Consider the following 21033-nt stretch of genomic DNA (forward strand, 5'->3'; position numbering starts at 1 on the left):
ATCCATTGTTCGGAAATGAATTGAAAAACAGTTTATTTTATAGAATTTATAGATAAAAACGAATGATTTTGTTACAATATTATTATAAAATACGTTTTTAGAGGTATATAGATGAAGTTGTTGGTTGTTGGTTCGGGTGGTCGTGAACATGCGATTGCAAAGAAATTATTAGAATCAAAAGGCGTTGAGAAGGTCTTTGTAGCTCCTGGTAATGACGGGATGTTGTCAGACGGCATTGAGTTGGTCAACATCGATATTTCCGAACATTATGAGTTAATAACATTTGCCCAGAAAGAAGAAATTACTTGGACTTTTGTTGGACCAGACGACGCCTTGGCAGCAGGGCTTGTCGATGCCTTTGAGGCAGCAGGTTTAGTTGCCTTTGGGCCGAGAAAAAATGCAGCAGAATTAGAGTGGTCCAAGGATTTTGCCAAATCCATTATGAAAAAATACGGGGTACCCACAGCTCGCTATGAAACGTTTTCTGATTTTGAAGCAGCCAAGGCATACATAGAAGCGAAAGGAGCGCCGATTGTAGTCAAGGCAGATGGCCTAGCCCTTGGTAAAGGTGTGGTCGTTGCTGAAACGGATGAAGAAGCATTCGCTGCGGCTCAAGATATGCTGTTGAACAATAAATTCGGCGACAGCGGAGCGCGCGTGGTCATTGAGGAATTTTTGAGCGGTGAGGAATTTTCTCTTTTTGCCTTTGTTAACGGTGAGAATTTCTATCTCATGCCGACAGCGCAGGATCACAAGCGGGCTTTTGATGATGATAAGGGACCAAATACCGGCGGAATGGGCGCTTATGCGCCAGTTCCCCATTTGTCAGCGAGTGTCGTGGAACAAGCCGTTGCTGAAATCATTCGGCCAGTCTTGAAAGGCATGATAGCTGAGGGGCGCCCCTATCTCGGAGTGCTTTATGCAGGACTGATTTTGACAGCAGAAGGCCCTAAGGTTATCGAGTTTAATGCTCGTTTTGGCGATCCTGAAACTCAGGTTATTTTACCGCGCTTGACGTCTGACTTTGCAGAAAATATCACTGATTTGCTGGCAGGAAAAGTTCCCGCATTTACCTGGCTTGAAACGGGTGTGACCTTGGGAGTGGTAGTCGCAAGTGAGGGCTATCCTCTTGCCTATGAAAAAGGGGTACACTTGCCAGAAAAGACTAGCGGAGACATTAAAACCTATTATGCCGGTGCGAGCTTAAATGCGGATCAAGAACTAGTCTCAAATGGTGGCCGTGTCTATATGCTTGTCACAACGCAAGACACCGTGTCACAAGCTCAAAAGACTATTTATCAGCAGTTGGAAGAGCAAGACACGACAGGCATGTTTTATCGGACAGACATTGGAAGTAAGGCAAATAAATAAGGAGACATGATGGAACAAGTACAAGTATCGCTCATCATGGGGTCGATTTCAGACTGGGAAACCATGAAAAAAGCAGCGCAGATATTGGATGAATTTGGAGTTTTTTATGAAAAAAAGGTGGTCTCTGCCCACCGAACACCTGACTTGATGTTTGAACACGCAGAAAAAGCTCGTGAACGAGGCATCAAGGTGATTATTGCAGGTGCAGGAGGCGCTGCGCATTTACCAGGAATGGTAGCAGCTAAGACGACCTTGCCAGTCATTGGTGTGCCGATTAAATCGCGGGCGCTGAGCGGGGTTGACTCGCTTTACTCCATTGTGCAGATGCCTGGTGGCGTGCCCGTTATGACTATGGCGATTGGAGATAGCGGAGCGACCAATGCAGCTTTGTCTGCGGTGCGGATTTTGGCGCTTGAAAATTCAAATTTGTATGAAAAACTAATCGCATTTACTGAAAAGCAAGGAAGAATTGCAGAGGAGTCAAGCCATGACCTTATCTAAGACAATTGGGATTATCGGTGGTGGCCAATTGGGTCAGATGATGGCAATCGCGGCCATTTACCGGGGGCATAAGGTCATCACGCTTGATCCAGCAGCGGATTGTCCAGCCTCTCGAGTGAGTGAGGTCATCGTGGCAGACTATGCAGATGTAGAGGCCCTACGTACTTTGGCAGAACGTTGCGATGTCTTGACCTATGAATTTGAAAATGTAGATGCTGCTAGTCTTGATGCAGTAGCAGACAAGGCGCTTTTGCCTCAGGGGACGGAGTTGCTACGGATTGCCCAAAATCGGATTGCCGAAAAAACCTTTCTGAAGAAGGCAGGTGTAGGGCTAGCCCCTTATCGAGTGATTACTTCCAGTAGCGACTTGGCAGATTATGACTTTGCGACCAAGCGAGTGTTGAAAACTGCGACAGGTGGCTATGACGGTCATGGTCAGGTAGTCATCCGTGATGAGAACAGCCTTGTGCAGGCTAAAGTCTTGGCAGATAAGACCGACTGCGTGTTGGAAGATTTTGTTCCCTTTGACATGGAAATTTCCGTCTTAGTTTCAGGAAATGGTCAAGAATTGACCATTTTTCCTGTCCAAGAAAATAGTCACCACAACAATATTCTTGCCAAAACCATTGTCCCAGCCCGCATTTCTGAAAGTTTGGCTGAAAAAGCTGTCCAAATGGCAAGAAAAATTGCCACAGACTTGCAACTTTTTGGTACACTATGTATAGAGATGTTTGTGGCAGGCTCAACCATTTTGATCAATGAAATCGCACCCCGCCCTCACAACTCTGGTCATTATAGCATTGAGGCTTGTAACTTTTCCCAATTTGATACACATATATTAGGAATTTTAGGCGAAACTTTGCCTAAAATCCAGCTCCACGCACCAGCCGTCATGCTCAATGTCTTGGGTCAAGATATGGAGACGGCGCAAACGTTCATGGCTAAGCATCCACAAGCTCACCTACATCTTTACGGCAAGGCAGAAGCTAAGTATAATCGGAAGATGGGGCATGTGACCCTGTTGACGGATGAAGTTGGTGAGGCTAATTTATCAATTATGGAGGAGTCCTCTATATAAAATAATAGATTGCGTAGGAGGAATCTATGGATTTTGTCTTACTAATCGGAATTATTTATTTAGGTTGGACTACTGGGGAAAAGTTGACCTATTTGACAAAAAGGATTAGAAAATTAGAACGACGAGAAAATAGAGGATGTGATATGTCGCAATTGTTAAAAGGTTTAGAAGGCAAGCAATGCAAGATTCAATTTGATGAGCTTTTATACTATGACCGTGTGTATTCAGTTCTAGAAGTAGATGAGGAGTGGGTTAAGTTGAGCTGGACGGATAAGAAAGGTGTCGCCATTACCAAGCTTGTTCGTGTAGACAATATCAAAGAAATTGAGATAGTAGAATCATGACTCTTTTAGAACGTTACCAATCAGATTCAGGGCGGATGAGCGAAGAAAATTATCAAGCTTACCTCGCAAAGTTACAAGCAAGTCCACGTTTGGATAATGAGATGCTTGTTTTTGTAGAAAAAGGCTTGATTCACGATTGTTCCTTGCAGCAACTTCATCTGGATTTTGAAAATAACCTGCTTGAGATAAAGATGTGTGATTATGATGCTGAATGGGTTTATCGGCTATCTTACACAGGGGTTGATTTTGCCAAGTCCGTCTTGGTGTTAGAAAATCAACTTCAGTGTCTAGTTGATGAAATAACTCTTGAGCCACGCTATACCAAACACGATATACTTGTCAGCTCATGGACTAGTCAGAACCCGAATCCAGCTATGATGAGCATTATTTGTCAAGAAATGACATTATATAGAGAGAAGCAAGTTGGTTAACACAGGCTATCTTGATATTAAAATATAGAAAGGAGTAAGAGGGCAGCTGTATTTGCAACTGAATACGGGCTACGGACTTGACCAAAAAGATAATTGTTCCTAGAACCCTGTGGTTCTTCGTTAAAATTCCTATTTTGGCTGTGTCTGCTTAACGCCCTCTGTATTATAAAACATGCTAGAACGTTACACACGCCCTGAAATGGGGGCTATTTGGACAGAGGAAAATAAATACAAGGCTTGGCTTGAGGTGGAAATCTTGGCAGATGAGGCTTGGGCTGAGTTGGGGGAGATTCCCAAGGAAGATGTGGTAAAAATCCGTGAGAATGCGGAATTTGACATCGACCGTATTTTGGAAATTGAACAGGAAACCCGCCACGATGTGGTAGCTTTTACTCGTGCGGTATCTGAAACCTTGGGTGAGGAGCGCAAGTGGGTGCACTACGGCTTGACATCAACAGACGTGGTGGATACGGCTTACGGTTACCTCTACAAGCAGGCCAATGACATTATTCGTGAGGACTTGCGTCGCTTTACGGACATTGTGGCTGACAAGGCACGTGAACACAAGTATACTATTATGATGGGACGGACTCACGGGGTGCATGCGGAGCCAACGACCTTTGGGCTTAAACTTGCTACTTGGTACAGTGAGATGAAGCGTAATATCGAGCGTTTTGAGCGTGCGGCTGAAGGCGTAGAAGCAGGAAAAATCTCAGGTGCAGTTGGAAACTTTGCCAATATCCCACCATTTGTAGAGGAATATGTTTGTGAGAAGTTAGGCATTCGTCCGCAGGAAATTTCGACTCAGGTTCTTCCTCGTGACCTCCATGCAGAATACTTCGCAACCCTTGCTACTATTGCGACTTCTATTGAGCGGATGGCAACAGAAATCCGTGGATTGCAAAAATCTGAACAACGTGAGGTAGAAGAATTCTTCGCCAAGGGTCAAAAAGGAAGCTCAGCCATGCCGCACAAACGAAATCCAATTGGCTCTGAAAACATGACGGGTCTTGCGCGTGTGATTCGCGGCCATATGGTAACCGCCTTTGAAAACGTGGCTCTTTGGCATGAACGTGACATTTCACACTCGTCCGCAGAGCGGATTATCACGCCAGATACGACTATTTTAATTGACTACATGCTCAACCGTTTTGGAAATATTGTCAAAAACTTGACGGTATTCCCAGAAAATATGAAACGCAATATGGAATCGACCTTTGGGTTGATTTACAGTCAACGTGTGATGCTTTCCTTGATTGAAAAAGGGATGACACGTGAAGAAGCTTATGACTTAGTACAGCCGAAAACAGCATATGCTTGGGACAATCAGACGGCATTCAAACCACTGCTTGAAGCAGATGAACAGGTGACAAACCGCCTTAGCCAGGCAGAAATTGACGAACTCTTTGACCCGTCTTACTATGCGAAACGCGTAGATGACATCTTTGAGCGCGTGGGATTATAGGAAATGAAAAGGAGGCTTGTTCCTCCTTTTGTGGTATAATAAAAGCATGAACAGAATACTTGATACAGAACAATTAGGCGATGAGGAGTATGTAGAGCGTACCCTGCGCCCTCAGAAATTAAAGGAATACATAGGTCAGGACAAGGTTAAGGATCAGCTAAAAATTTTTATCGAAGCTGCTAAAATGCGGGATGAAGCCTTGGACCATGCTCTTCTCTTTGGGCCGCCGGGCTTAGGGAAGACCACTATGGCCTTCGTCATTGCTAATGAGCTGGGGGTCAATATCAAGCAGACCAGTGGGCCAGTGATTGAAAAGGCTGGAGATTTGGTGGCGCTTCTCAATGACTTGGAGCCAGGGGATGTCTTATTTATTGATGAAATTCACCGCCTTCCTATGGCGGTAGAGGAGATCCTCTACAGTGCCATGGAAGACTTTTACATTGACATCATGATTGGGACAGGAGAAGCTAGTAGAGCAGTGCATTTGGATTTGCCACCTTTTACGCTGATTGGCGCAACGACACGTGCCGGTATGCTGTCCAACCCCCTGCGTGCCCGCTTTGGAATTACAGGGCACATGGAATATTATGCCCTGCCTGATTTGACAGAAATCGTTGAACGGACGGCGGATATTTTTGAAATGGAAATCACCCACGAAGCCGCTATTGAATTGGCACGCCGTTCACGTGGAACACCCCGTATTGCCAATCGTTTGTTAAAACGAGTGCGGGATTTCGCCCAAATCATGGGAGACGGTGTGATCGACGATACCATTACGGATAAGGCCTTGACCATGCTAGATGTCGATCGTGAAGGTCTTGACTATGTCGATCAGAAGATTTTGCGCACCATGATTGAAATGTACGGCGGAGGTCCTGTCGGCTTAAATACCCTTTCAGTCAATATCGCTGAAGAACGCGAGACGGTAGAGGATATGTACGAGCCTTACCTGATTCAGCAAGGATTCCTTATGCGGACAAGGACAGGTCGTGTGGCGACAGCTAAAGCCTATGAGCACTTGGGGTATGAGTATATAGAGAGGTAGAAGTTGATGAAAAAAGCCTTTATTTGGGATTTGGACGGAACGCTACTTGATTCCTACGATGCCATTTTGTTGGGATTAGAAGAAACCTATCAACAGTTTGGCTTGCCCTTTCATCGCGAAGAAATCAAAGCCTTTATTTTACGTTACTCGGTCAAAGAATTGCTGGCTCAAGTCTCGCAAGAAAAGCAGATACCTCTAGAAGAGTTAAATACGGTCAGAGCTAATTCCCTACGTGAAAAAAATGCCCATATTCACCTCATGGAGGGGGCAAGAGACATTCTTGACTGGGCTCAAGAATCAGGAATCAGACAGTTTATCTATACTCACAAAGGGGACAATACCTTTGCTATTTTGGATGATTTGGGCATTTCCGAATATTTTGTAGAGGTGCTGACGGGGGACTCTGGATTTGCAAGAAAGCCTCATCCAGAAGCGATTGTCTACCTCATGGAGAAATATGACTTGTCGCAAGAAGAGACTTATTATATAGGAGACCGCCTGCTGGACGCTGAGACAGCTCAGGCAGCAGGGATAAAAAGTCTCAATCTAACAGTTGCACCTTTTACGAACAACACCCATATCGAGAGTCTCCTTGCGATAAAAGAAGTTGTAGGTTAAGGTTTGATTAAGAATACTTTTCTATACTATAGTCATTCTTTTTCATATAACCTCCTTAAAAACAGAGCGGAAGTCATTTCTGCCCTGTTTTTGCATCTTATTTTGTAGTATAATGGATGTATGATGACAGAAGAGGAATTAAAGACATATTTATTAGCCGATAGTAATATGCGAGAAGTGCTTGAGATTGTCGCAAGTCTACCGTTACAAGATGCTTGGGTGTGCGCAGGAGCGATTCGCAATTTCATCTGGGATCTGCTCAGCCACAAAGAAGCATTTGATGAGGAGGCGGATGTGGATGTTGTGTTTTATGATCCGACCATGTCCTATGAAGAAACCCTTCTAATAGAAAGAAAATTGAAAAATGCGTACCCGCACTATCGTTGGGAGTTGAAAAATCAAGCCTACATGCACCAACATAGCCCGAACACCGCTCCCTATAAACATTCACGAGATGCCATTTCCAAATATCCTGAAATATGCACGGCAATCGCGGTGCGGTTATTGCCTGATTCTCAAGTAGATTTGTTTTGCCCGTATGGCTTGGAGGATATTTTAACTTTCAAGGTTTGTCCAACGCCGCATTTTGCAGCGGACCCAGACCGTATGAAGGTCTACCGTGAGCGAATCGGTAAGAAAAAGTGGCAAGAAAAGTGGGAAAAACTAGAATTTTTCTATGTGAAATGAGATAAATCAAAATGAAAGAGTAGACAGCCAAGAGTTGTTCTACTTTTTTTAAAAAATCGAACAAAAATGCTTGCATTGCCTGTTAGAATCTGATAGAATGTTCTAGTGCCGTAAAAATACGGCTTTAGCTTTGATGCAAGAGGTTGCGACACGCTCGGTTGCATTGCCACGCAGCCACCTGTCGGTTTTCTTGTGGAGCTAGCCTATTATCTTAAATAGACGAAAAGGAGAAAAAGATGGCAAACAAAAAAATCCGCATCCGCTTGAAAGCGTATGAACACCGTACGCTTGATACAGCAGCTGCAAAAATCGTAGAAACTGCAACACGTACAGGTGCAAGCGTAGCTGGACCAGTTCCACTTCCAACTGAACGCAGCCTCTACACAATCATTCGTGCGACTCACAAGTACAAAGATTCTCGCGAGCAATTCGAAATGCGTACTCATAAACGTCTCATTGACATTGTGAACCCAACGCAAAAAACTGTTGACGCTCTTATGAAACTTGACTTGCCAAGTGGTGTGAACGTAGAAATCAAGCTGTAATCGAACACGGACTACGGACCGTGCAAAAAAGATAGATCGCTTTGAAGTCAAAAGACTTCTGCAGCAATCTCCTATTTTTGCTTCGTCCGCTTAACGTCCTTTGTATCTTGGTTTTGAGCATAAAAAACGCTCGTTAAAAACTTTTTAAACTATAAAATAAGAAAAGGAATATTTTTCTCATGACAAAAGGAATCTTAGGGAAAAAAGTGGGAATGACTCAAATCTTCACTGAAACTGGTGAATTTATCCCTGTAACTGTCATCGAAGCAACTCCAAACGTTGTTCTTCAAGTGAAAACTGTTGAAACAGACGGATACAATGCAATCCAAGTTGGTTTTGATGACAAACGCGAAGTATTGAGTAACAAACCTGCCAAAGGCCATGTAGCAAAAGCTAACACAGCTCCTAAGCGCTTCATTCGTGAATTCAAAAACATTGAAGGCTTGGAAGTTGGTGCAGAAATCACAGTGGATACTTTTGCAGCTGGAGATGTTGTTGATGTAACTGGTACATCTAAAGGTAAAGGTTTCCAAGGTGTTATCAAACGCCATGGCCAATCACGTGGTCCTATGGCTCACGGTTCACGTTACCACCGTCGTCCAGGTTCAATGGGACCTGTTGCGCCAAACCGTGTATTCAAAAACAAACACTTGGCAGGACGTATGGGTGGCAACCGTGTGACAATTCAAAATCTTGAAATTGTACAAGTTGTCCCAGAAAAGAACGTTATCCTTATCAAAGGGAACGTACCAGGTGCTAAGAAGTCTCTTATCACCATCAAATCAGCAGTAAAAGCTGGTAAATAATAAGGAAAGGGGAAATCAGTCATAATGGCAAACGTAACATTATTTGACCAAACTGGTAAACAAGCTGGTGAAGTAGTTCTTAACGATGCAATCTTTGGTATCGAACCAAACCAAGCAGTTGTGTTTGATGTAATTATCAGCCAACGCGCAAGTCTTCGTCAAGGAACTCACGCAGTAAAAAATCGCTCAGCAGTTTCAGGTGGCGGACGCAAACCATGGCGTCAAAAAGGAACTGGACGTGCTCGTCAAGGTTCTATTCGCTCACCACAATGGCGTGGCGGTGGCGTAGTCTTCGGACCAACTCCACGTTCTTATGCCTACAAACTTCCACAAAAGGTTCGTCGCTTGGCGCTTAAATCTGTTTACTCAGAAAAAGTTGCTGAAAACAAATTTGTAGCTGTTGACAGCCTTTCATTTACAGCTCCAAAAACTGCTGAATTCGCAAAAGTTCTTGCAGCATTGAGCATTGATTCAAAAGTCCTTGTTATTCTTGAAGAAGGAAATGAATTCGCAGCTCTTTCAGCTCGCAACCTTCCAAATGTGAAAGTTGCAACTGCTACAACTGCAAGCGTCCTTGACATTGCAAATGCAGACAAACTTCTTGTAACTCAAGCAGCTATCTCTAAAATTGAGGAGGTTCTTGCATAATGAATTTGTATGATGTTATCAAAAAACCTGTCATCACAGAAAGCTCAATGGCTCAGCTTGAAGCAGGAAAATATGTGTTTGAAGTGGACACTCGCGCTCACAAACTGCTGATCAAACAAGCTGTAGAAGCAGCGTTTGACGGAGTTAAAGTTGCAAATGTGAACACAATTAACGTAAAACCTAAAACAAAACGCGTAGGGCGTTATGTAGGTCGCACAAGCAAAGTGAAAAAAGCAATTATCACATTGACTGCTGATTCAAAAGCAATCGAATTGTTCGCTACAGCTGACGCTGAATAATCAAAGGAGGAATTAACGTGGGAATTAAAGTTTATAAACCAACTACAAATGGCCGTCGTAACATGACTTCTTTGGATTTTGCAGAAATCACAACAAGCACTCCTGAGAAATCATTGCTTGTTTCTCTTAAGAGCAAAGCTGGTCGTAATAACAACGGTCGCATCACAGTTCGTCACCAAGGTGGCGGTCACAAACGTCACTACCGTTTGATTGACTTCAAACGTAACAAAGACGGTATCGAAGCAGTTGTTAAAACAATTGAATATGATCCAAACCGTTCAGCTAACATCGCTCTTGTACACTACACAGACGGTGTGAAAGCGTACATCATCGCTCCTAAAGGTCTTGAAGTTGGTCAACGCATCGTTTCAGGTCCAGAAGCAGATATCAAAGTCGGTAACGCACTTCCACTTGCAAATATTCCAGTCGGTACTGTTATCCACAATATCGAATTGAAACCAGGTCGTGGTGGTGAATTGGTTCGTGCTGCAGGTGCTTCTGCACAAGTGCTTGGTCAAGAAGGCAAATACGTTCTTGTTCGTCTTCAATCAGGCGAAGTTCGTATGATTCTTGGAACTTGTCGTGCAACAGTTGGTGTTGTCGGAAATGAACAACACGGACTTGTAAACCTTGGTAAAGCAGGACGTAGCCGTTGGAAAGGTATCCGTCCAACAGTTCGCGGTTCTGTAATGAACCCTAACGATCACCCACACGGTGGTGGTGAAGGTAAAGCACCAGTTGGTCGTAAAGCACCATCTACTCCATGGGGCAAACCTGCTCTTGGACTTAAAACTCGTAACAAGAAAGCTAAATCAAGCAAACTTATCGTTCGTCGTCGCAACGAAAAATAATCTGTTACAAGTAGCGTAAAGCATATCCGCCAGCTCGGTAGCCTTGTGTTTACAAGGCAGGCCGCTGTGGTACATATTTTAAAGGAGAAAACATTAAAATGGGACGTAGTCTTAAAAAAGGGCCTTTCGTCGATGAGCATTTGATGAAAAAAGTTGAAGCTCAAGCAAACGATGAAAAGAAAAAAGTAATTAAAACTTGGTCACGTCGTTCAACGATTTTCCCAAGTTTCATTGGTTATACAATCGCAGTTTATGATGGACGTAAACATGTACCTGTTTACATCCAAGAAGACATGGTAGGTCACAAACTTGGTGAATTTGCACCAACTCGTACTTACAAAGGTCACGCTGCTGACGACAAGAAAACACGTAGAAAATAATAGGAGGAACACATCATGGCAGAAATTACTTCAGCTAAAGCAACTGCTCGCACAGTACGTGTTTCACCTCGTAAATCACGTCTTGTCTTGGATAACATCCGTGGCAAAAGCGTAGCCGATGCAATCGCAATCTTGAAATTCACTCCAAACAAAGCTGCAGGCGTTATTGAAAAAGTATTGAACTCTGCAATCGCTAATGCGGAAAACAACTTTGGTTTGGAAAAAGCAAACTTGGTAGTAAGCGAAGCTTTCGCAAACGAAGGACCAACACTTAAACGTTTCCGTCCACGTGCAAAAGGTTCTGCTTCACCAATCAACAAACGTACGGCTCACATCACTGTAGTTGTAGCAGAAAAATAAGGAGGTAAAAACGTGGGACAAAAAGTACATCCAATTGGTATGCGTGTCGGCATCATCCGTGATTGGGATGCTAAATGGTATGCTGAAAAAGAATACGCGGATTACCTTCATGAAGATCTTGCAATCCGCAACTTTATCAAAAAAGAATTGGCTGAAGCATCAGTTTCGACTATCGAAATTGAACGCGCAGTAAACAAAGTGATCGTAAGCATTCACACAGCTAAACCAGGTATGGTTATCGGTAAAGCTGGTAGCAATGTTGATGCACTTCGTGCACAATTAAACAAATTGACTGGTAAACAAGTACACATCAACATCATCGAAATTAAACAACCTGATTTGGATGCACACCTTGTTGGTGAAACAATTGCTCGTCAATTGGAGCAACGTGTGGCATTCCGTCGCGCTCAAAAACAAGCAATTCAACGTACAATGCGTGCTGGAGCAAAAGGAATTAAAACTCAAGTATCTGGACGTTTGAACGGTGCTGATATCGCCCGTGCAGAAGGGTATTCTGAAGGAACTGTTCCGCTTCATACACTTCGTGCGGATATCGACTATGCTTGGGAAGAAGCACTTACAACTTACGGTAAACTTGGTGTTAAAGTATGGATTTATCGTGGAGAAGTTCTTCCAGCTCGTAAAAACACTAAAGGAGGTAAATAACCAATGTTAGTACCTAAACGTGTTAAACACCGTCGTGAATTCCGTGGAAAAATGCGCGGTGAAGCTAAAGGTGGAAAACAAGTAGACTTCGGTGAATATGGTCTTCAAGCTACAACTAGCCACTGGATCACAAACCGTCAAATCGAAGCAGCCCGTATCGCGATGACTCGTTATATGAAACGTGGTGGTAAGGTTTGGATCAAAATCTTCCCGCACAAATCATACACCGCTAAAGCTATCGGGGTACGTATGGGATCTGGTAAAGGGGCGCCTGAAGGTTGGGTAGCACCAGTTAAACGTGGTAAAGTGATGTTTGAAGTAGCTGGCGTTTCAGAAGAAATCGCACGTGAAGCATTCCGTTTGGCTAGCCACAAACTACCAGTTAAATGCAAATTCGTAAAACGTGAAGCAGAATAAGGAGAAGACATGAAACTTAATGAAGTAAAAGAATTTGTTAAAGAACTTCGTGGCCTTTCTCAAGAAGAACTTGCAAAGCGCGAAAATGAATTGAAGAAAGAACTCTTCGATCTTCGTTTCCAAGCTGCTGCTGGTCAACTTGAGCAAACTGCTCGTTTAAACGAAGTTAAAAAGCAAATTGCACGTATCAAAACGGTGCAATCAGAAGTTAAATAATAGATTGGGAAAGGAGAATTTCAATGGAACGCAATAATCGTAAAGTTCTTGTTGGACGTGTTGTATCTGACAAAATGGACAAAACCATCACAGTTGTAGTTGAAACAAAACGTAACCACCCAGTCTATGGTAAACGTATTAACTACTCTAAAAAATACAAAGCTCATGATGAAAACAATGTTGCTAAAGAAGGCGATATCGTACGTATCATGGAAACTCGACCGCTTTCAGCTACAAAACGTTTCCGTCTTGTAGAAGTTGTGGAAGAGGCAGTTATCATTTAATCAACCTGAAAGGAGAAAACTTACATGATTCAAACAGAAACTCGTTTGAAAGTTGCTGATAACAGTGGCGCACGTGAAATCTTGACAATCAAAGTTCTTGGTGGTTCAAAACGTAAATCTGCAAATATCGGCGACATCATCGTTGCTTCAGTAAAACAAGCTACTCCTGGTGGTGCGGTTAAAAAAGGTGACGTCGTGAAAGCCGTTATCGTTCGTACTAAAACAGGTGCTCGTCGTGCTGATGGTTCATACATCAAGTTTGACGAAAATGCAGCAGTTATCATCCGTGAAGACAAAACACCTCGCGGAACTCGTATCTTTGGTCCAGTGGCACGCGAATTGCGTGACGGCGGTTTCATGAAAATCGTTTCATTGGCACCAGAAGTACTCTAATCTAAAACAAACGAAGTCCCCTGAAAAATTTTTTCAGGGTGCCCTTAGGGCGTAAGAAATAATAGGAGAAACCAAATGTTTGTAAAAAAAGGCGATAAAGTTCGCGTAATCGCTGGTAAAGACAAAGGCGTTGAAGCAGTTGTCCTAACAGCACTTCCAAAAGTAAATAAAGTTGTTGTAGAAGGTGTAAACATTGTCAAAAAACACCAAAAACCAAATAGCGAAAACCCTCAAGGTGCTATCGTTGAGAAGGAAGCTGCAATCCACGCGTCAAACGTACAAGTTCTTGACAAAAATGGTGTAGCTGGTCGTGTTGGTTACAAGTTTGTTGACGGTAAAAAAGTTCGTTACAACAAAAAATCAGGCGAAGTGCTTGATTAATCACGAAGGAAAGGAGAAGTAACATGGCAAATCGCTTAAAAGAAAAATATCTTAATGAAGTAGTTCCTGCTTTGACTGAACAATTTAACTATTCATCAGTTATGGCTGTACCAAAAGTTGATAAGATTGTTTTGAACATGGGTGTTGGTGACGCTGTTTCTAACGCTAAAAACCTTGAAAAAGCTGCTCAAGAATTGGCATTGATTTCAGGTCAAAAACCACTTATCACAAAAGCTAAAAAATCAATCGCCGGCTTCCGTCTTCGTGAAGGGGTTGCAATCGGAGCGAAAGTAACACTTCGTGGCGAACGTATGTATGAGTTTTTAGATAAATTGGTATCTGTATCACTTCCACGTGTACGTGACTTCCATGGTGTTCCAACAAAATCATTTGACGGACGTGGAAACTACACACTTGGTGTGAAAGAGCAATTGATCTTCCCAGAAATCAACTTCGACGATGTTGACAAAACTCGCGGTATGGATATCGTTATCGTTACAACAGCTAACACTGACGAAGAATCACGTGCATTGCTTACTGGCCTTGGTATGCCGTTCGCAAAATAAGAGGGAGAGAATAAATGGCTAAAAAATCAATGATCGCTAAGAACAAACGCCCAGCTAAGTTCTCTACGCAAGCATATACTCGTTGTGAAAAATGTGGACGTCCACATTCAGTTTACCGCAAATTCAAACTTTGCCGTGTATGCTTCCGCGACTTGGCTTACTTAGGTCAAATCCCAGGCGTTACCAAAGCTTCTTGGTAATAACATGATGCAACGGACATTAAAAAATCCGTATGAAGATAGGAGTCTGACGTAGAGTTTTTTAAGAACTCAAGGAGGACTGTCTTTTTCACTAGGATTTTAGTCCGTGCTCAAATAACATGATATGAAGGCGTTAGAAATGCTCAGCAAAAATAGGAAATTTAGCGAAGGTACTTGCACCTAGATAAAGTTATCTTTTTTGCCCAGCGTTTAGCCTGAATCTAAATATATAGAACTAATCACTTAGTTCAAGGATGGTACAAATTGCACTAGCTGATTTGAACACGAGCTACAACCATGGCAAAGATAGGAGAATTGACGCTGGAGCAATGCCCCAAGAGAATTCTATCTTTTTTGTAAAGGTTGCCACGCTCTTTGTACCATTATTAACTAGCAAGTGAGAACTTCAAACTACTAGTAAGAGGAGAATATAAAATGGTTATGACTGACCCAATTGCAGACTTTTTGACACGTATTCGTAACGCAAACCAAGCAAAACACGAAGTGCTTGAAGTACCTGCATCAAACATCAAAAAAGGAATTGCGACAATTCTTAAAAACGAAGGTTTTGTAAAAAACGTTGAGTTTATCGAAGATGACAAACAAGGCATCGTGCGCGTATTCTTGAAATACGGACCAAACGGTGAAAAAGTTATCACAAACTTGAAACGTGTATCAAAGCCAGGTCTTCGTGTTTACTCAAAACGTGAAGATATTCCGAAAGTTCTTAACGGACTTGGAATTGCAATCATCTCTACATCAGAAGGTCTTTTGACAGATAAAGAAGCTCGTCAAAAGAACGTTGGTGGTGAGGTAATCGCATACGTTTGGTAAGATAATGATACGAGGACATTAACAAAATCCGTATGAAAATAGGAGTCTGACGTAGAGTTCTTAGAGAACTCAAGGAGAACTGTCTTTTTCACTAGGATTTTAGTCCGAGTTCAAATTTATCAAACAGAAACTTAGCTTAGGATACTATCCAACCGAATGTTACGGATGTGAACACGGACTAAGAGCTGTGTGAAATAGATAAATCTTCTCTTGTTCATCGAACAATCGTCGATTTCCTAATTTCGCTTTGCTCTTTACGTCCTTAGTATCATAAGCTCCCGTGAAAACTGGTCATTAATCGGCCTGATAATCTAACAGGAGAAATAAAACATGTCACGTATTGGTAATAAAGTAATTATATTGCCTGCTGGTGTTGAGCTTTCGCAAAACAACGGTGTGGTAACTGTAAAAGGACCTAAAGGGGAATTGACTCGTGAGTTCCCAACTGCTATTGAAATCCGTGTGGAAGGTACTGAAGTAACCCTTCACCGTCCAAACGATTCAAAAGAAATGAAGACTATTCACGGTACAAGCCGTGCTAACCTCAACAACATGGTTGTTGGTGTTTCTGAAGGCTTCAAAAAAGAACTTGAAATGCGTGGTGTCGGTTACCGTGCGCAACTTGCAGGTAACAAATTGACACTTGCTGTTGGTAAATCACATCCAGATGAAGTGGTTGCGCCAGAAGGTATCACATTTGAAGTTCCAGCACCAACACAGATCATCGTGTCTGGTATCAATAAAGAAGTTGTTGGTCAAACAGCAGCTTATATCCGTAGCCTTCGTGCTCCTGAACCTTATAAAGGTAAGGGTATCCGCTATGTTGGTGAATTTGTTCGCCGCAAAGAAGGTAAAACAGGTAAATAATAATGCTTCCGAGTGGAATTTCCACATGGTGCATTATATTCCAACGTATCTCATACAGATATGATCAATAATTAAGAGGTGAAAATTGTGATTTCAAAACCAGATAAAAACAAAATCCGCCAAAAACGCCATCGTCGTGTTCGCGGTAAAATCTCTGGAACTGCTGCTCGCCCACGTTTGAACATTTTCCGTTCTAATACAGGCATCTACGCTCAAGTGATTGATGACGTAGCGGGTGTAACGCTCGCAAGCGCTTCTACTCTTGATAAAGAAGTTTCAAAAGGTACTAAGACAGAACAAGCCGTTGTTGTAGGTAAACTCGTTGCTGAACGCGCAGTAGCGAAAGGTATTTCTGAAGTGGTCTTTGACCGCGGTGGATATCTCTATCACGGACGTGTGAAAGCTTTGGCTGAAGCAGCTCGTGAAAACGGATTGAAATTCTAATAGGGAGGACACTAAGAAATGGCATTTAAAGATAACGCAGTTGAATTTGAAGAACGCGTAGTAGCCATCAACCGTGTTACAAAAGTTGTTAAAGGTGGACGTCGTCTTCGCTTTGCAGCTCTTGTGGTTGTTGGTGACCGTAATGGTCGTGTAGGTTTCGGTACTGGTAAAGCTCAAGAAGTACCAGAAGCTATCCGTAAAGCAGTTGAATCTGCTAAGAAAAACTTGATTGAAGTACCAATGGTTGGTACTACTATTCCTCACGAAGTTCGTTCAGAATTTGGTGGTGCTCGCATCATGTTGAAACCAGCTGCAGAAGGTGCTGGGGTCGCTGCGGGTGGTGCTACTCGTGCGGTTATCGAGTTGGCAGGTATCGCTGATGTGACATCTAAGTCACTTGGTTCAAACACTCCAATCAACGTTGTACGTGCAACAGTTGAAGGCTTGAAACAATTGAAACGTGCTGAAGAAGTGGCTTCACTTCGTGGCATTTCAGTTTCTGATTTAGCATAAGAAAGGGGATAACATGGCTCAAATTAAAATTACTTTGACTAAGTCTCCAATCGGTCGCAAACCAGAACAACGTAAAACAGTTGTTGCCCTTGGACTTGGCAAATTAAACAGCTCAGTTATCAAAGAAGATAACGCTGCTATTCTTGGAATGGTGAATGCAATCTCTCACTTGGTAACAGTTGAAGAAGTAAAATAGGAAATGAGACCAAGCGTCGAATTCCTAACCAAACACATGACGAAGTCGCTTAGAGAAATCTTTGCGACTTACTGTCAATTTTGTATAGGCGAGTTTTTAGGCTGAGGCCTTACCCAGCCTAAAGGCGCTAGCATTTTACACATAAGGAGAAAAACAAATGAAACTTCATGAATTACAACCTGCTACAGGTTCTCGCAAAACTCGTAACCGCGTTGGTCGTGGTACGTCATCAGGTAACGGTAAGACTTCAGGTCGTGGACAAAAAGGGCAAAAAGCTCGTAGCGGCGGTGGCGTACGTCTAGGTTTTGAAGGTGGACAAACTCCATTGTTCCGTCGTCTTCCAAAACGTGGATTTACAAACATCAACGCAAAAGAATATGCTATTGTTAACCTTGACCAATTGAACGCTTTTGAAGACGGTGCAGAAGTAACACCAGTTGTGCTTGTTGAGTCTGGAATCGTTAAAGCTGAAAAATCAGGAATTAAAATTCTTGGTAACGGTGAATTAACGAAAAAATTAACTGTGAAAGCAGCTAAATTCTCTAAATCAGCTGAAGAAGCTATCACTGCCAAAGGTGGTTCAGTAGAAGTCATCTAAGAGGGGTGACCTATGTTTTTTAAACTATTAAAAGATGCATTTAAGGTAAAGAACGTCCGCACGAAAATCCTGTTTACGATTTTTGTCTTATTTGTCTTTCGTGTTGGAACGCACATCACAGTTCCAGGAGTGAACGTTAAGAGCCTCGAAGCCTTATCGAATATTCCTTTTTTGAATATGTTGAGTTTGGTTTCCGGAAATGCCATGCGTAATTTCTCTGTATTCGCCTTAGGTGTCAGTCCTTACATCACTGCCTCAATCATTGTTCAGCTGATGCAGATGGACCTCGTGCCTAAGTTTGTGGAATGGGGCAAGCAAGGGGAAGTTGGCCGTCGTAAGTTGAATCAAGCGACACGCTACATTTCCTTAGCTTTGGCTTTTGTCCAGTCAGCCGGGATCACCGCAAGTTTTAATGCCTTGTCTGGTGCCAAGTTGACAACTATGCCCTTGGATTGGAAGACCTATCTCATTATTGGGGCGATTTTGACAACGGGTTCTGCTATCGTGACTTGGCTCGGTGAGCAGATTACGGATAAAGGATATGGTAATGGAACATCCATGATTATCTTTGCCGGAATCATTTCCTCACTTCCAGATACTATTCATGATATTTATGAAGATCGTTTTGTTAATATCGAAGCCAGTCGTTTAGGAGAATCTGCTATCTTAGTAGGAGTATTGGTAGTAGCAGTTTTAGCAATTGTTTACTTTACAACCTTTGTTCAACAAGCAGAGTATAAAATTCCAATCCAGTACACTAAACGTGCTCAAGGTGCGCCATCTAGTTCGTATTTACCACTTAAGTTAAATCCGGCAGGTGTCATTCCAGTCATCTTTGCAGGTTCTATTACGGCTATTCCAACATCCCTTCTTCAGTTCTTTGCTAGCCAGAATAAGAGTATCTCTTGGTTATCAACTATTCGTGAATATTTTGATTACTCTACAATCAAAGGGATGACTGTGTATGCGGTATTGATTATCCTCTTTACCTTCTTCTACAGCTTCGTTCAGGTAAACCCAGAAAAAGCAGCTGAAAACCTCCAAAAGAGTGGAGCTTATATCCATGGGGTGCGTCCAGGTAAAGGAACAGAGGAGTATTTCTCGAAATTACTAAAGCGATTAGCAACAGTAGGATCCTTATTCCTAGGATTTGTTGCATTGTTGCCGATTCTTGCACAAAATGTCTTTGGGCTTACCTCAAAAATTGCCTTCCTCGGAACCAGTTTGATTATCGTCATCATGACAAGTATCGAAGGAATCAAGCAGTTAGAAGGTTACTTGCTCAAGAGAAAATATGTAGGTTTCATGGAAACAGAATAGGGAGCAAGACTGCAAAGTTGCCGAGGTTTATAGAAGGCTAGCGATTAGCTGTCTATAAAACCAACAACTAGTGCATCTCATTTTTTAAATTATAAAAAGTAGGAAGCTGAGCACTTTTTGCCCAGCCTCTCTATTTTGTTTTTTGATAAGTTTGTCAATCGTGGCAAATTTATGTGAAAACAAAATAAGGAGTTTATCATGAATCTTTTAATTATGGGTTTGCCAGGGGCTGGTAAAGGAACGCAGGCTGCAAAAATTGTTGAAAAATTTGACATTGTTCATATTTCAACAGGTGATATGTTCCGTGCAGCAATGGCAAATCAGACAGAGATGGGATTGCTAGCAAAATCCTATATTGATAAAGGTGACTTGGTGCCAGACGAAGTAACTAATGGTATTGTCAAAGAGCGCTTAGCTCAAGATGATATCAAGGAAAAAGGTTTCTTGTTGGACGGCTATCCTCGCACCATCGAGCAAGCACATGCTTTAGATGAAGCTTTGAAAAACCTTGGCATTAAGCTTGAAGGAGTTATCAACATTGAAATTGACCCAGCTAAATTGGTAGAACGTCTTAGTGGGCGCATCATCCATCGTGAAACTGGTGAAACCTTCCATAAGGTTTTCAACCCGCCTACAGAAGGCTACGATGAAAAAGATTACTACCAACGCGAAGATGACAAACCAGAATCTGTTAAACGTCGCTTAGAAGTCAATATTGCACAAGGACAACCGATTATTGATCACTACCGTGCTGCTGGTTTGGTACATGATATTGAAGGTGATCAAAACATCGAAGTCGTCTTTGCAGATATTGAAAAAGTTTTATCAAAATTGCAATAAAATAGGGGATTTAGCTTGCGTTTTCTTGCTGAAAATGATAGAATAGCTTAGTCTGACTTATAATTGTTACCTCTGTGTTCAGAGGACATCAAATCGAAATTTAGAGGGGGATACTTTTGCATGGCAAAAGAAGATGTGATTGAAATTGAGGGTAAGGTAGTTGATACCATGCCAAATGCTATGTTTACTGTAGAGTTGGAAAATGGACACCAAGTTCTTGCAACTGTTTCAGGAAAAATCCGCAAAAATTACATTCGTATTTTAGTCGGTGATCGCGTAACGGTTGAGCTTAGTCCATACGACTTAACACGTGGACGTATCACATACCGCTTTAAATAGTCGAAATACTTGGAGGGATTAAACATGAAAGTAAGACCATCGGTCAAACCAATTTGCGAATACTGTAAAGTTATTCGTCGTAATGGTCGTGTTATGGTAATTTGCCCAGCAAATCCAAAACACAAACAACGTCAAGGATAAGATAGAAAGGAGAAAAAATGGCTCGTATTGCTGGAGTTGATATTCCAAACGACAAACGTGTAGTAATTTCATTGACTTACGTATACGGAATCGGTCTTGCAACATCTAAAAAAATTCTTGCAGCAGCTGGAATCTCAGAAGATGTTCGCGTAAAAGATTTGACTTCTGATCAAGAAGATGCAATCCGTCGTGAAGTAGATGCGATTAAAGTTGAAGGTGATCTTCGTCGTGAAGTAAACTTGAACATTAAACGTTTGATGGAAATCGGTTCATACCGTGGGATCCGTCACCGTCGTGGACTTCCTGTCCGTGGACAAAACACTAAAAACAACGCTCGCACTCGTAAAGGTAAAGCTGTTGCGATTGCAGGTAAGAAAAAATAAAATAGG

The 21033-nt window shown here is 42.3% G+C and carries 35 protein-coding genes; all 35 read left to right on the forward strand.

The annotated features are described in order from the left end of the window. Positions 1-111 precede the first annotated feature (111 nt). Positions 112-1371 carry a phosphoribosylamine--glycine ligase gene (gene purD, locus CHF41_RS02350; RefSeq protein WP_119875841.1) on the forward strand — a complete coding sequence of 420 codons (1260 nt, stop codon included), beginning with the start codon at positions 112-114 and terminating at the stop codon, positions 1369-1371. Positions 1372-1380: 9 nt separating this feature from the next. Further along, the gene (gene purE, locus CHF41_RS02355) at positions 1381-1872 is read left to right on the forward strand and encodes a 5-(carboxyamino)imidazole ribonucleotide mutase (RefSeq protein ID WP_119875842.1); all 492 of its coding nucleotides are present in this window, start codon (positions 1381-1383) and stop codon (positions 1870-1872) included. Beyond that, positions 1859-2950, forward strand: a complete 1092-nt coding sequence (purK, locus tag CHF41_RS02360; protein ID WP_119875843.1) for a 5-(carboxyamino)imidazole ribonucleotide synthase — start codon at positions 1859-1861, stop codon at positions 2948-2950. The genes purE and purK overlap by 14 nt, the downstream gene beginning before the upstream one ends. A 26-nt stretch (positions 2951-2976) precedes the next feature. Next, the gene (locus CHF41_RS02365) at positions 2977-3294 is read left to right on the forward strand and encodes a hypothetical protein (RefSeq protein ID WP_119875844.1); all 318 of its coding nucleotides are present in this window, start codon (positions 2977-2979) and stop codon (positions 3292-3294) included. Continuing rightward, entirely contained in the window at positions 3291-3725 is a 435-nt protein-coding gene (locus CHF41_RS02370; protein WP_119875845.1) for a hypothetical protein, read from the forward strand. The genes CHF41_RS02365 and CHF41_RS02370 overlap by 4 nt, the downstream gene beginning before the upstream one ends. 172 nt (positions 3726-3897) lie before the next feature. Then, positions 3898-5190, forward strand: coding sequence for an adenylosuccinate lyase (gene purB, locus CHF41_RS02375; RefSeq protein ID WP_119875846.1), 1293 nt, complete (start codon positions 3898-3900; stop codon positions 5188-5190). 46 nt (positions 5191-5236) lie between these two features. Then, complete coding sequence (gene ruvB, locus CHF41_RS02380) at positions 5237-6235, forward strand: Holliday junction branch migration DNA helicase RuvB (RefSeq protein WP_119875847.1); 999 nt, start codon at positions 5237-5239, stop codon at positions 6233-6235. 6 nt (positions 6236-6241) lie between these two features. Continuing rightward, positions 6242-6853 (forward strand): HAD-IA family hydrolase, encoded by a 612-nt coding sequence (locus CHF41_RS02385; protein ID WP_119875848.1) that lies wholly within the window; start codon positions 6242-6244, stop codon positions 6851-6853. Positions 6854-6976: 123 nt separating this feature from the next. After that, entirely contained in the window at positions 6977-7540 is a 564-nt protein-coding gene (locus tag CHF41_RS02390; RefSeq protein WP_162911953.1) for a nucleotidyltransferase family protein, read from the forward strand. Between the two features lie 236 nt (positions 7541-7776). Then, complete coding sequence (gene rpsJ, locus CHF41_RS02395; protein WP_067087606.1) at positions 7777-8085, forward strand: 30S ribosomal protein S10; 309 nt, start codon at positions 7777-7779, stop codon at positions 8083-8085. Positions 8086-8264: 179 nt separating this feature from the next. Further along, the gene (gene rplC / locus CHF41_RS02400; RefSeq protein WP_075105554.1) at positions 8265-8891 is read left to right on the forward strand and encodes a 50S ribosomal protein L3; all 627 of its coding nucleotides are present in this window, start codon (positions 8265-8267) and stop codon (positions 8889-8891) included. A 24-nt stretch (positions 8892-8915) separates the two neighbouring features. Further along, positions 8916-9539 carry a 50S ribosomal protein L4 gene (gene rplD / locus CHF41_RS02405; RefSeq protein WP_067087610.1) on the forward strand — a complete coding sequence of 208 codons (624 nt, stop codon included), beginning with the start codon at positions 8916-8918 and terminating at the stop codon, positions 9537-9539. Next, the gene (locus tag CHF41_RS02410; protein WP_067087612.1) at positions 9539-9838 is read left to right on the forward strand and encodes a 50S ribosomal protein L23; all 300 of its coding nucleotides are present in this window, start codon (positions 9539-9541) and stop codon (positions 9836-9838) included. The genes rplD and CHF41_RS02410 overlap by 1 nt, the downstream gene beginning before the upstream one ends. Before the next feature lie 17 nt (positions 9839-9855). Then, positions 9856-10689, forward strand: a complete 834-nt coding sequence (gene rplB / locus CHF41_RS02415; protein ID WP_075099719.1) for a 50S ribosomal protein L2 — start codon at positions 9856-9858, stop codon at positions 10687-10689. Positions 10690-10787: 98 nt separating this feature from the next. Then, a complete protein-coding gene (gene rpsS, locus CHF41_RS02420; RefSeq protein ID WP_000533766.1) occupies positions 10788-11069 on the forward strand; it encodes a 30S ribosomal protein S19 in 282 nt (93 codons plus the stop codon). A 15-nt stretch (positions 11070-11084) separates the two neighbouring features. Continuing rightward, a complete protein-coding gene (rplV, locus tag CHF41_RS02425; RefSeq protein WP_119875850.1) occupies positions 11085-11429 on the forward strand; it encodes a 50S ribosomal protein L22 in 345 nt (114 codons plus the stop codon). Positions 11430-11441: 12 nt separating this feature from the next. Then, positions 11442-12095, forward strand: coding sequence for a 30S ribosomal protein S3 (rpsC, locus tag CHF41_RS02430; protein ID WP_075105555.1), 654 nt, complete (start codon positions 11442-11444; stop codon positions 12093-12095). A 3-nt stretch (positions 12096-12098) separates the two neighbouring features. Continuing rightward, on the forward strand, positions 12099-12512 hold the full coding sequence (rplP, locus tag CHF41_RS02435; protein WP_067087620.1) for a 50S ribosomal protein L16: 414 nt from the start codon (positions 12099-12101) through the stop codon (positions 12510-12512). Between the two features lie 9 nt (positions 12513-12521). Further along, positions 12522-12728, forward strand: coding sequence for a 50S ribosomal protein L29 (rpmC, locus tag CHF41_RS02440; RefSeq protein WP_075099717.1), 207 nt, complete (start codon positions 12522-12524; stop codon positions 12726-12728). A gap of 23 nt (positions 12729-12751) precedes the next feature. Beyond that, a complete protein-coding gene (rpsQ, locus tag CHF41_RS02445; protein WP_000440801.1) occupies positions 12752-13012 on the forward strand; it encodes a 30S ribosomal protein S17 in 261 nt (86 codons plus the stop codon). 24 nt (positions 13013-13036) lie between these two features. After that, entirely contained in the window at positions 13037-13405 is a 369-nt protein-coding gene (gene rplN, locus CHF41_RS02450; protein ID WP_067087623.1) for a 50S ribosomal protein L14, read from the forward strand. 75 nt (positions 13406-13480) lie between these two features. Then, on the forward strand, positions 13481-13786 hold the full coding sequence (rplX, locus tag CHF41_RS02455) for a 50S ribosomal protein L24 (RefSeq protein ID WP_119875851.1): 306 nt from the start codon (positions 13481-13483) through the stop codon (positions 13784-13786). Positions 13787-13809: 23 nt separating this feature from the next. Continuing rightward, positions 13810-14352 (forward strand): 50S ribosomal protein L5, encoded by a 543-nt coding sequence (gene rplE, locus CHF41_RS02460; RefSeq protein ID WP_029176426.1) that lies wholly within the window; start codon positions 13810-13812, stop codon positions 14350-14352. Between the two features lie 14 nt (positions 14353-14366). Further along, entirely contained in the window at positions 14367-14552 is a 186-nt protein-coding gene (locus CHF41_RS02465; RefSeq protein ID WP_002936651.1) for a type Z 30S ribosomal protein S14, read from the forward strand. A 435-nt stretch (positions 14553-14987) separates the two neighbouring features. After that, a complete protein-coding gene (gene rpsH, locus CHF41_RS02470; RefSeq protein WP_075099715.1) occupies positions 14988-15386 on the forward strand; it encodes a 30S ribosomal protein S8 in 399 nt (132 codons plus the stop codon). Positions 15387-15716: 330 nt separating this feature from the next. Beyond that, positions 15717-16253: a 50S ribosomal protein L6 gene (gene rplF, locus CHF41_RS02475; protein ID WP_119875852.1), complete on the forward strand. Its 537-nt coding sequence runs from the start codon at positions 15717-15719 to the stop codon at positions 16251-16253. A gap of 87 nt (positions 16254-16340) precedes the next feature. Continuing rightward, positions 16341-16697, forward strand: coding sequence for a 50S ribosomal protein L18 (gene rplR / locus CHF41_RS02480; RefSeq protein WP_067087634.1), 357 nt, complete (start codon positions 16341-16343; stop codon positions 16695-16697). Positions 16698-16715: 18 nt separating this feature from the next. Further along, positions 16716-17210 carry a 30S ribosomal protein S5 gene (rpsE, locus tag CHF41_RS02485; RefSeq protein ID WP_119875853.1) on the forward strand — a complete coding sequence of 165 codons (495 nt, stop codon included), beginning with the start codon at positions 16716-16718 and terminating at the stop codon, positions 17208-17210. Between the two features lie 13 nt (positions 17211-17223). Then, positions 17224-17406, forward strand: coding sequence for a 50S ribosomal protein L30 (gene rpmD, locus CHF41_RS02490; RefSeq protein WP_075099711.1), 183 nt, complete (start codon positions 17224-17226; stop codon positions 17404-17406). Between the two features lie 157 nt (positions 17407-17563). Then, positions 17564-18004 carry a 50S ribosomal protein L15 gene (gene rplO, locus CHF41_RS02495; RefSeq protein ID WP_067087639.1) on the forward strand — a complete coding sequence of 147 codons (441 nt, stop codon included), beginning with the start codon at positions 17564-17566 and terminating at the stop codon, positions 18002-18004. 12 nt (positions 18005-18016) lie between these two features. Then, positions 18017-19324, forward strand: a complete 1308-nt coding sequence (secY, locus tag CHF41_RS02500) for a preprotein translocase subunit SecY (RefSeq protein WP_119875854.1) — start codon at positions 18017-18019, stop codon at positions 19322-19324. A 198-nt stretch (positions 19325-19522) separates the two neighbouring features. Then, on the forward strand, positions 19523-20164 hold the full coding sequence (locus CHF41_RS02505; protein WP_119875855.1) for an adenylate kinase: 642 nt from the start codon (positions 19523-19525) through the stop codon (positions 20162-20164). 120 nt (positions 20165-20284) lie between these two features. Then, positions 20285-20503, forward strand: a complete 219-nt coding sequence (infA, locus tag CHF41_RS02510; RefSeq protein WP_002936627.1) for a translation initiation factor IF-1 — start codon at positions 20285-20287, stop codon at positions 20501-20503. A 24-nt stretch (positions 20504-20527) separates the two neighbouring features. Beyond that, a complete protein-coding gene (gene rpmJ / locus CHF41_RS02515) occupies positions 20528-20644 on the forward strand; it encodes a 50S ribosomal protein L36 (protein ID WP_001808836.1) in 117 nt (38 codons plus the stop codon). Between the two features lie 17 nt (positions 20645-20661). Beyond that, a complete protein-coding gene (rpsM, locus tag CHF41_RS02520; protein ID WP_002936622.1) occupies positions 20662-21027 on the forward strand; it encodes a 30S ribosomal protein S13 in 366 nt (121 codons plus the stop codon). The last annotated feature ends 6 nt before the right edge of the window (positions 21028-21033 follow it).

It is taken from the genome of Streptococcus respiraculi, assembly GCF_003595525.1.
In the GTDB taxonomy this organism is placed as follows: domain Bacteria; phylum Bacillota; class Bacilli; order Lactobacillales; family Streptococcaceae; genus Streptococcus; species Streptococcus respiraculi.

Bases quoted from the DNA above. Each gene is read 5' to 3' on its own strand.
- purD (WP_119875841.1), top strand. From the start codon at position 112: ATGAAGTTGTTGGTTGTTGGTTCGGGTGGTCGTGAACATGCGATTGCA.
- purE (WP_119875842.1), top strand. From the start codon at position 1,381: ATGGAACAAGTACAAGTATCGCTCATCATGGGGTCGATTTCAGACTGG.
- purK (WP_119875843.1), top strand. From the start codon at position 1,859: ATGACCTTATCTAAGACAATTGGGATTATCGGTGGTGGCCAATTGGGT.
- CHF41_RS02365 (WP_119875844.1), top strand. From the start codon at position 2,977: ATGGATTTTGTCTTACTAATCGGAATTATTTATTTAGGTTGGACTACT.
- CHF41_RS02370 (WP_119875845.1), top strand. From the start codon at position 3,291: ATGACTCTTTTAGAACGTTACCAATCAGATTCAGGGCGGATGAGCGAA.
- purB (WP_119875846.1), top strand. From the start codon at position 3,898: ATGCTAGAACGTTACACACGCCCTGAAATGGGGGCTATTTGGACAGAG.
- ruvB (WP_119875847.1), top strand. From the start codon at position 5,237: ATGAACAGAATACTTGATACAGAACAATTAGGCGATGAGGAGTATGTA.
- CHF41_RS02385 (WP_119875848.1), top strand. From the start codon at position 6,242: ATGAAAAAAGCCTTTATTTGGGATTTGGACGGAACGCTACTTGATTCC.
- CHF41_RS02390 (WP_162911953.1), top strand. From the start codon at position 6,977: ATGACAGAAGAGGAATTAAAGACATATTTATTAGCCGATAGTAATATG.
- rpsJ (WP_067087606.1), top strand. From the start codon at position 7,777: ATGGCAAACAAAAAAATCCGCATCCGCTTGAAAGCGTATGAACACCGT.
- rplC (WP_075105554.1), top strand. From the start codon at position 8,265: ATGACAAAAGGAATCTTAGGGAAAAAAGTGGGAATGACTCAAATCTTC.
- rplD (WP_067087610.1), top strand. From the start codon at position 8,916: ATGGCAAACGTAACATTATTTGACCAAACTGGTAAACAAGCTGGTGAA.
- CHF41_RS02410 (WP_067087612.1), top strand. From the start codon at position 9,539: ATGAATTTGTATGATGTTATCAAAAAACCTGTCATCACAGAAAGCTCA.
- rpsS (WP_000533766.1), top strand. From the start codon at position 10,788: ATGGGACGTAGTCTTAAAAAAGGGCCTTTCGTCGATGAGCATTTGATG.
- rplV (WP_119875850.1), top strand. From the start codon at position 11,085: ATGGCAGAAATTACTTCAGCTAAAGCAACTGCTCGCACAGTACGTGTT.
- rplP (WP_067087620.1), top strand. From the start codon at position 12,099: ATGTTAGTACCTAAACGTGTTAAACACCGTCGTGAATTCCGTGGAAAA.
- rpmC (WP_075099717.1), top strand. From the start codon at position 12,522: ATGAAACTTAATGAAGTAAAAGAATTTGTTAAAGAACTTCGTGGCCTT.
- rpsQ (WP_000440801.1), top strand. From the start codon at position 12,752: ATGGAACGCAATAATCGTAAAGTTCTTGTTGGACGTGTTGTATCTGAC.
- rplN (WP_067087623.1), top strand. From the start codon at position 13,037: ATGATTCAAACAGAAACTCGTTTGAAAGTTGCTGATAACAGTGGCGCA.
- rplX (WP_119875851.1), top strand. From the start codon at position 13,481: ATGTTTGTAAAAAAAGGCGATAAAGTTCGCGTAATCGCTGGTAAAGAC.
- rplE (WP_029176426.1), top strand. From the start codon at position 13,810: ATGGCAAATCGCTTAAAAGAAAAATATCTTAATGAAGTAGTTCCTGCT.
- CHF41_RS02465 (WP_002936651.1), top strand. From the start codon at position 14,367: ATGGCTAAAAAATCAATGATCGCTAAGAACAAACGCCCAGCTAAGTTC.
- rpsH (WP_075099715.1), top strand. From the start codon at position 14,988: ATGGTTATGACTGACCCAATTGCAGACTTTTTGACACGTATTCGTAAC.
- rplF (WP_119875852.1), top strand. From the start codon at position 15,717: ATGTCACGTATTGGTAATAAAGTAATTATATTGCCTGCTGGTGTTGAG.
- rpsE (WP_119875853.1), top strand. From the start codon at position 16,716: ATGGCATTTAAAGATAACGCAGTTGAATTTGAAGAACGCGTAGTAGCC.
- rpmD (WP_075099711.1), top strand. From the start codon at position 17,224: ATGGCTCAAATTAAAATTACTTTGACTAAGTCTCCAATCGGTCGCAAA.
- rplO (WP_067087639.1), top strand. From the start codon at position 17,564: ATGAAACTTCATGAATTACAACCTGCTACAGGTTCTCGCAAAACTCGT.
- secY (WP_119875854.1), top strand. From the start codon at position 18,017: ATGTTTTTTAAACTATTAAAAGATGCATTTAAGGTAAAGAACGTCCGC.
- CHF41_RS02505 (WP_119875855.1), top strand. From the start codon at position 19,523: ATGAATCTTTTAATTATGGGTTTGCCAGGGGCTGGTAAAGGAACGCAG.
- infA (WP_002936627.1), top strand. From the start codon at position 20,285: ATGGCAAAAGAAGATGTGATTGAAATTGAGGGTAAGGTAGTTGATACC.
- rpmJ (WP_001808836.1), top strand. From the start codon at position 20,528: ATGAAAGTAAGACCATCGGTCAAACCAATTTGCGAATACTGTAAAGTT.
- rpsM (WP_002936622.1), top strand. From the start codon at position 20,662: ATGGCTCGTATTGCTGGAGTTGATATTCCAAACGACAAACGTGTAGTA.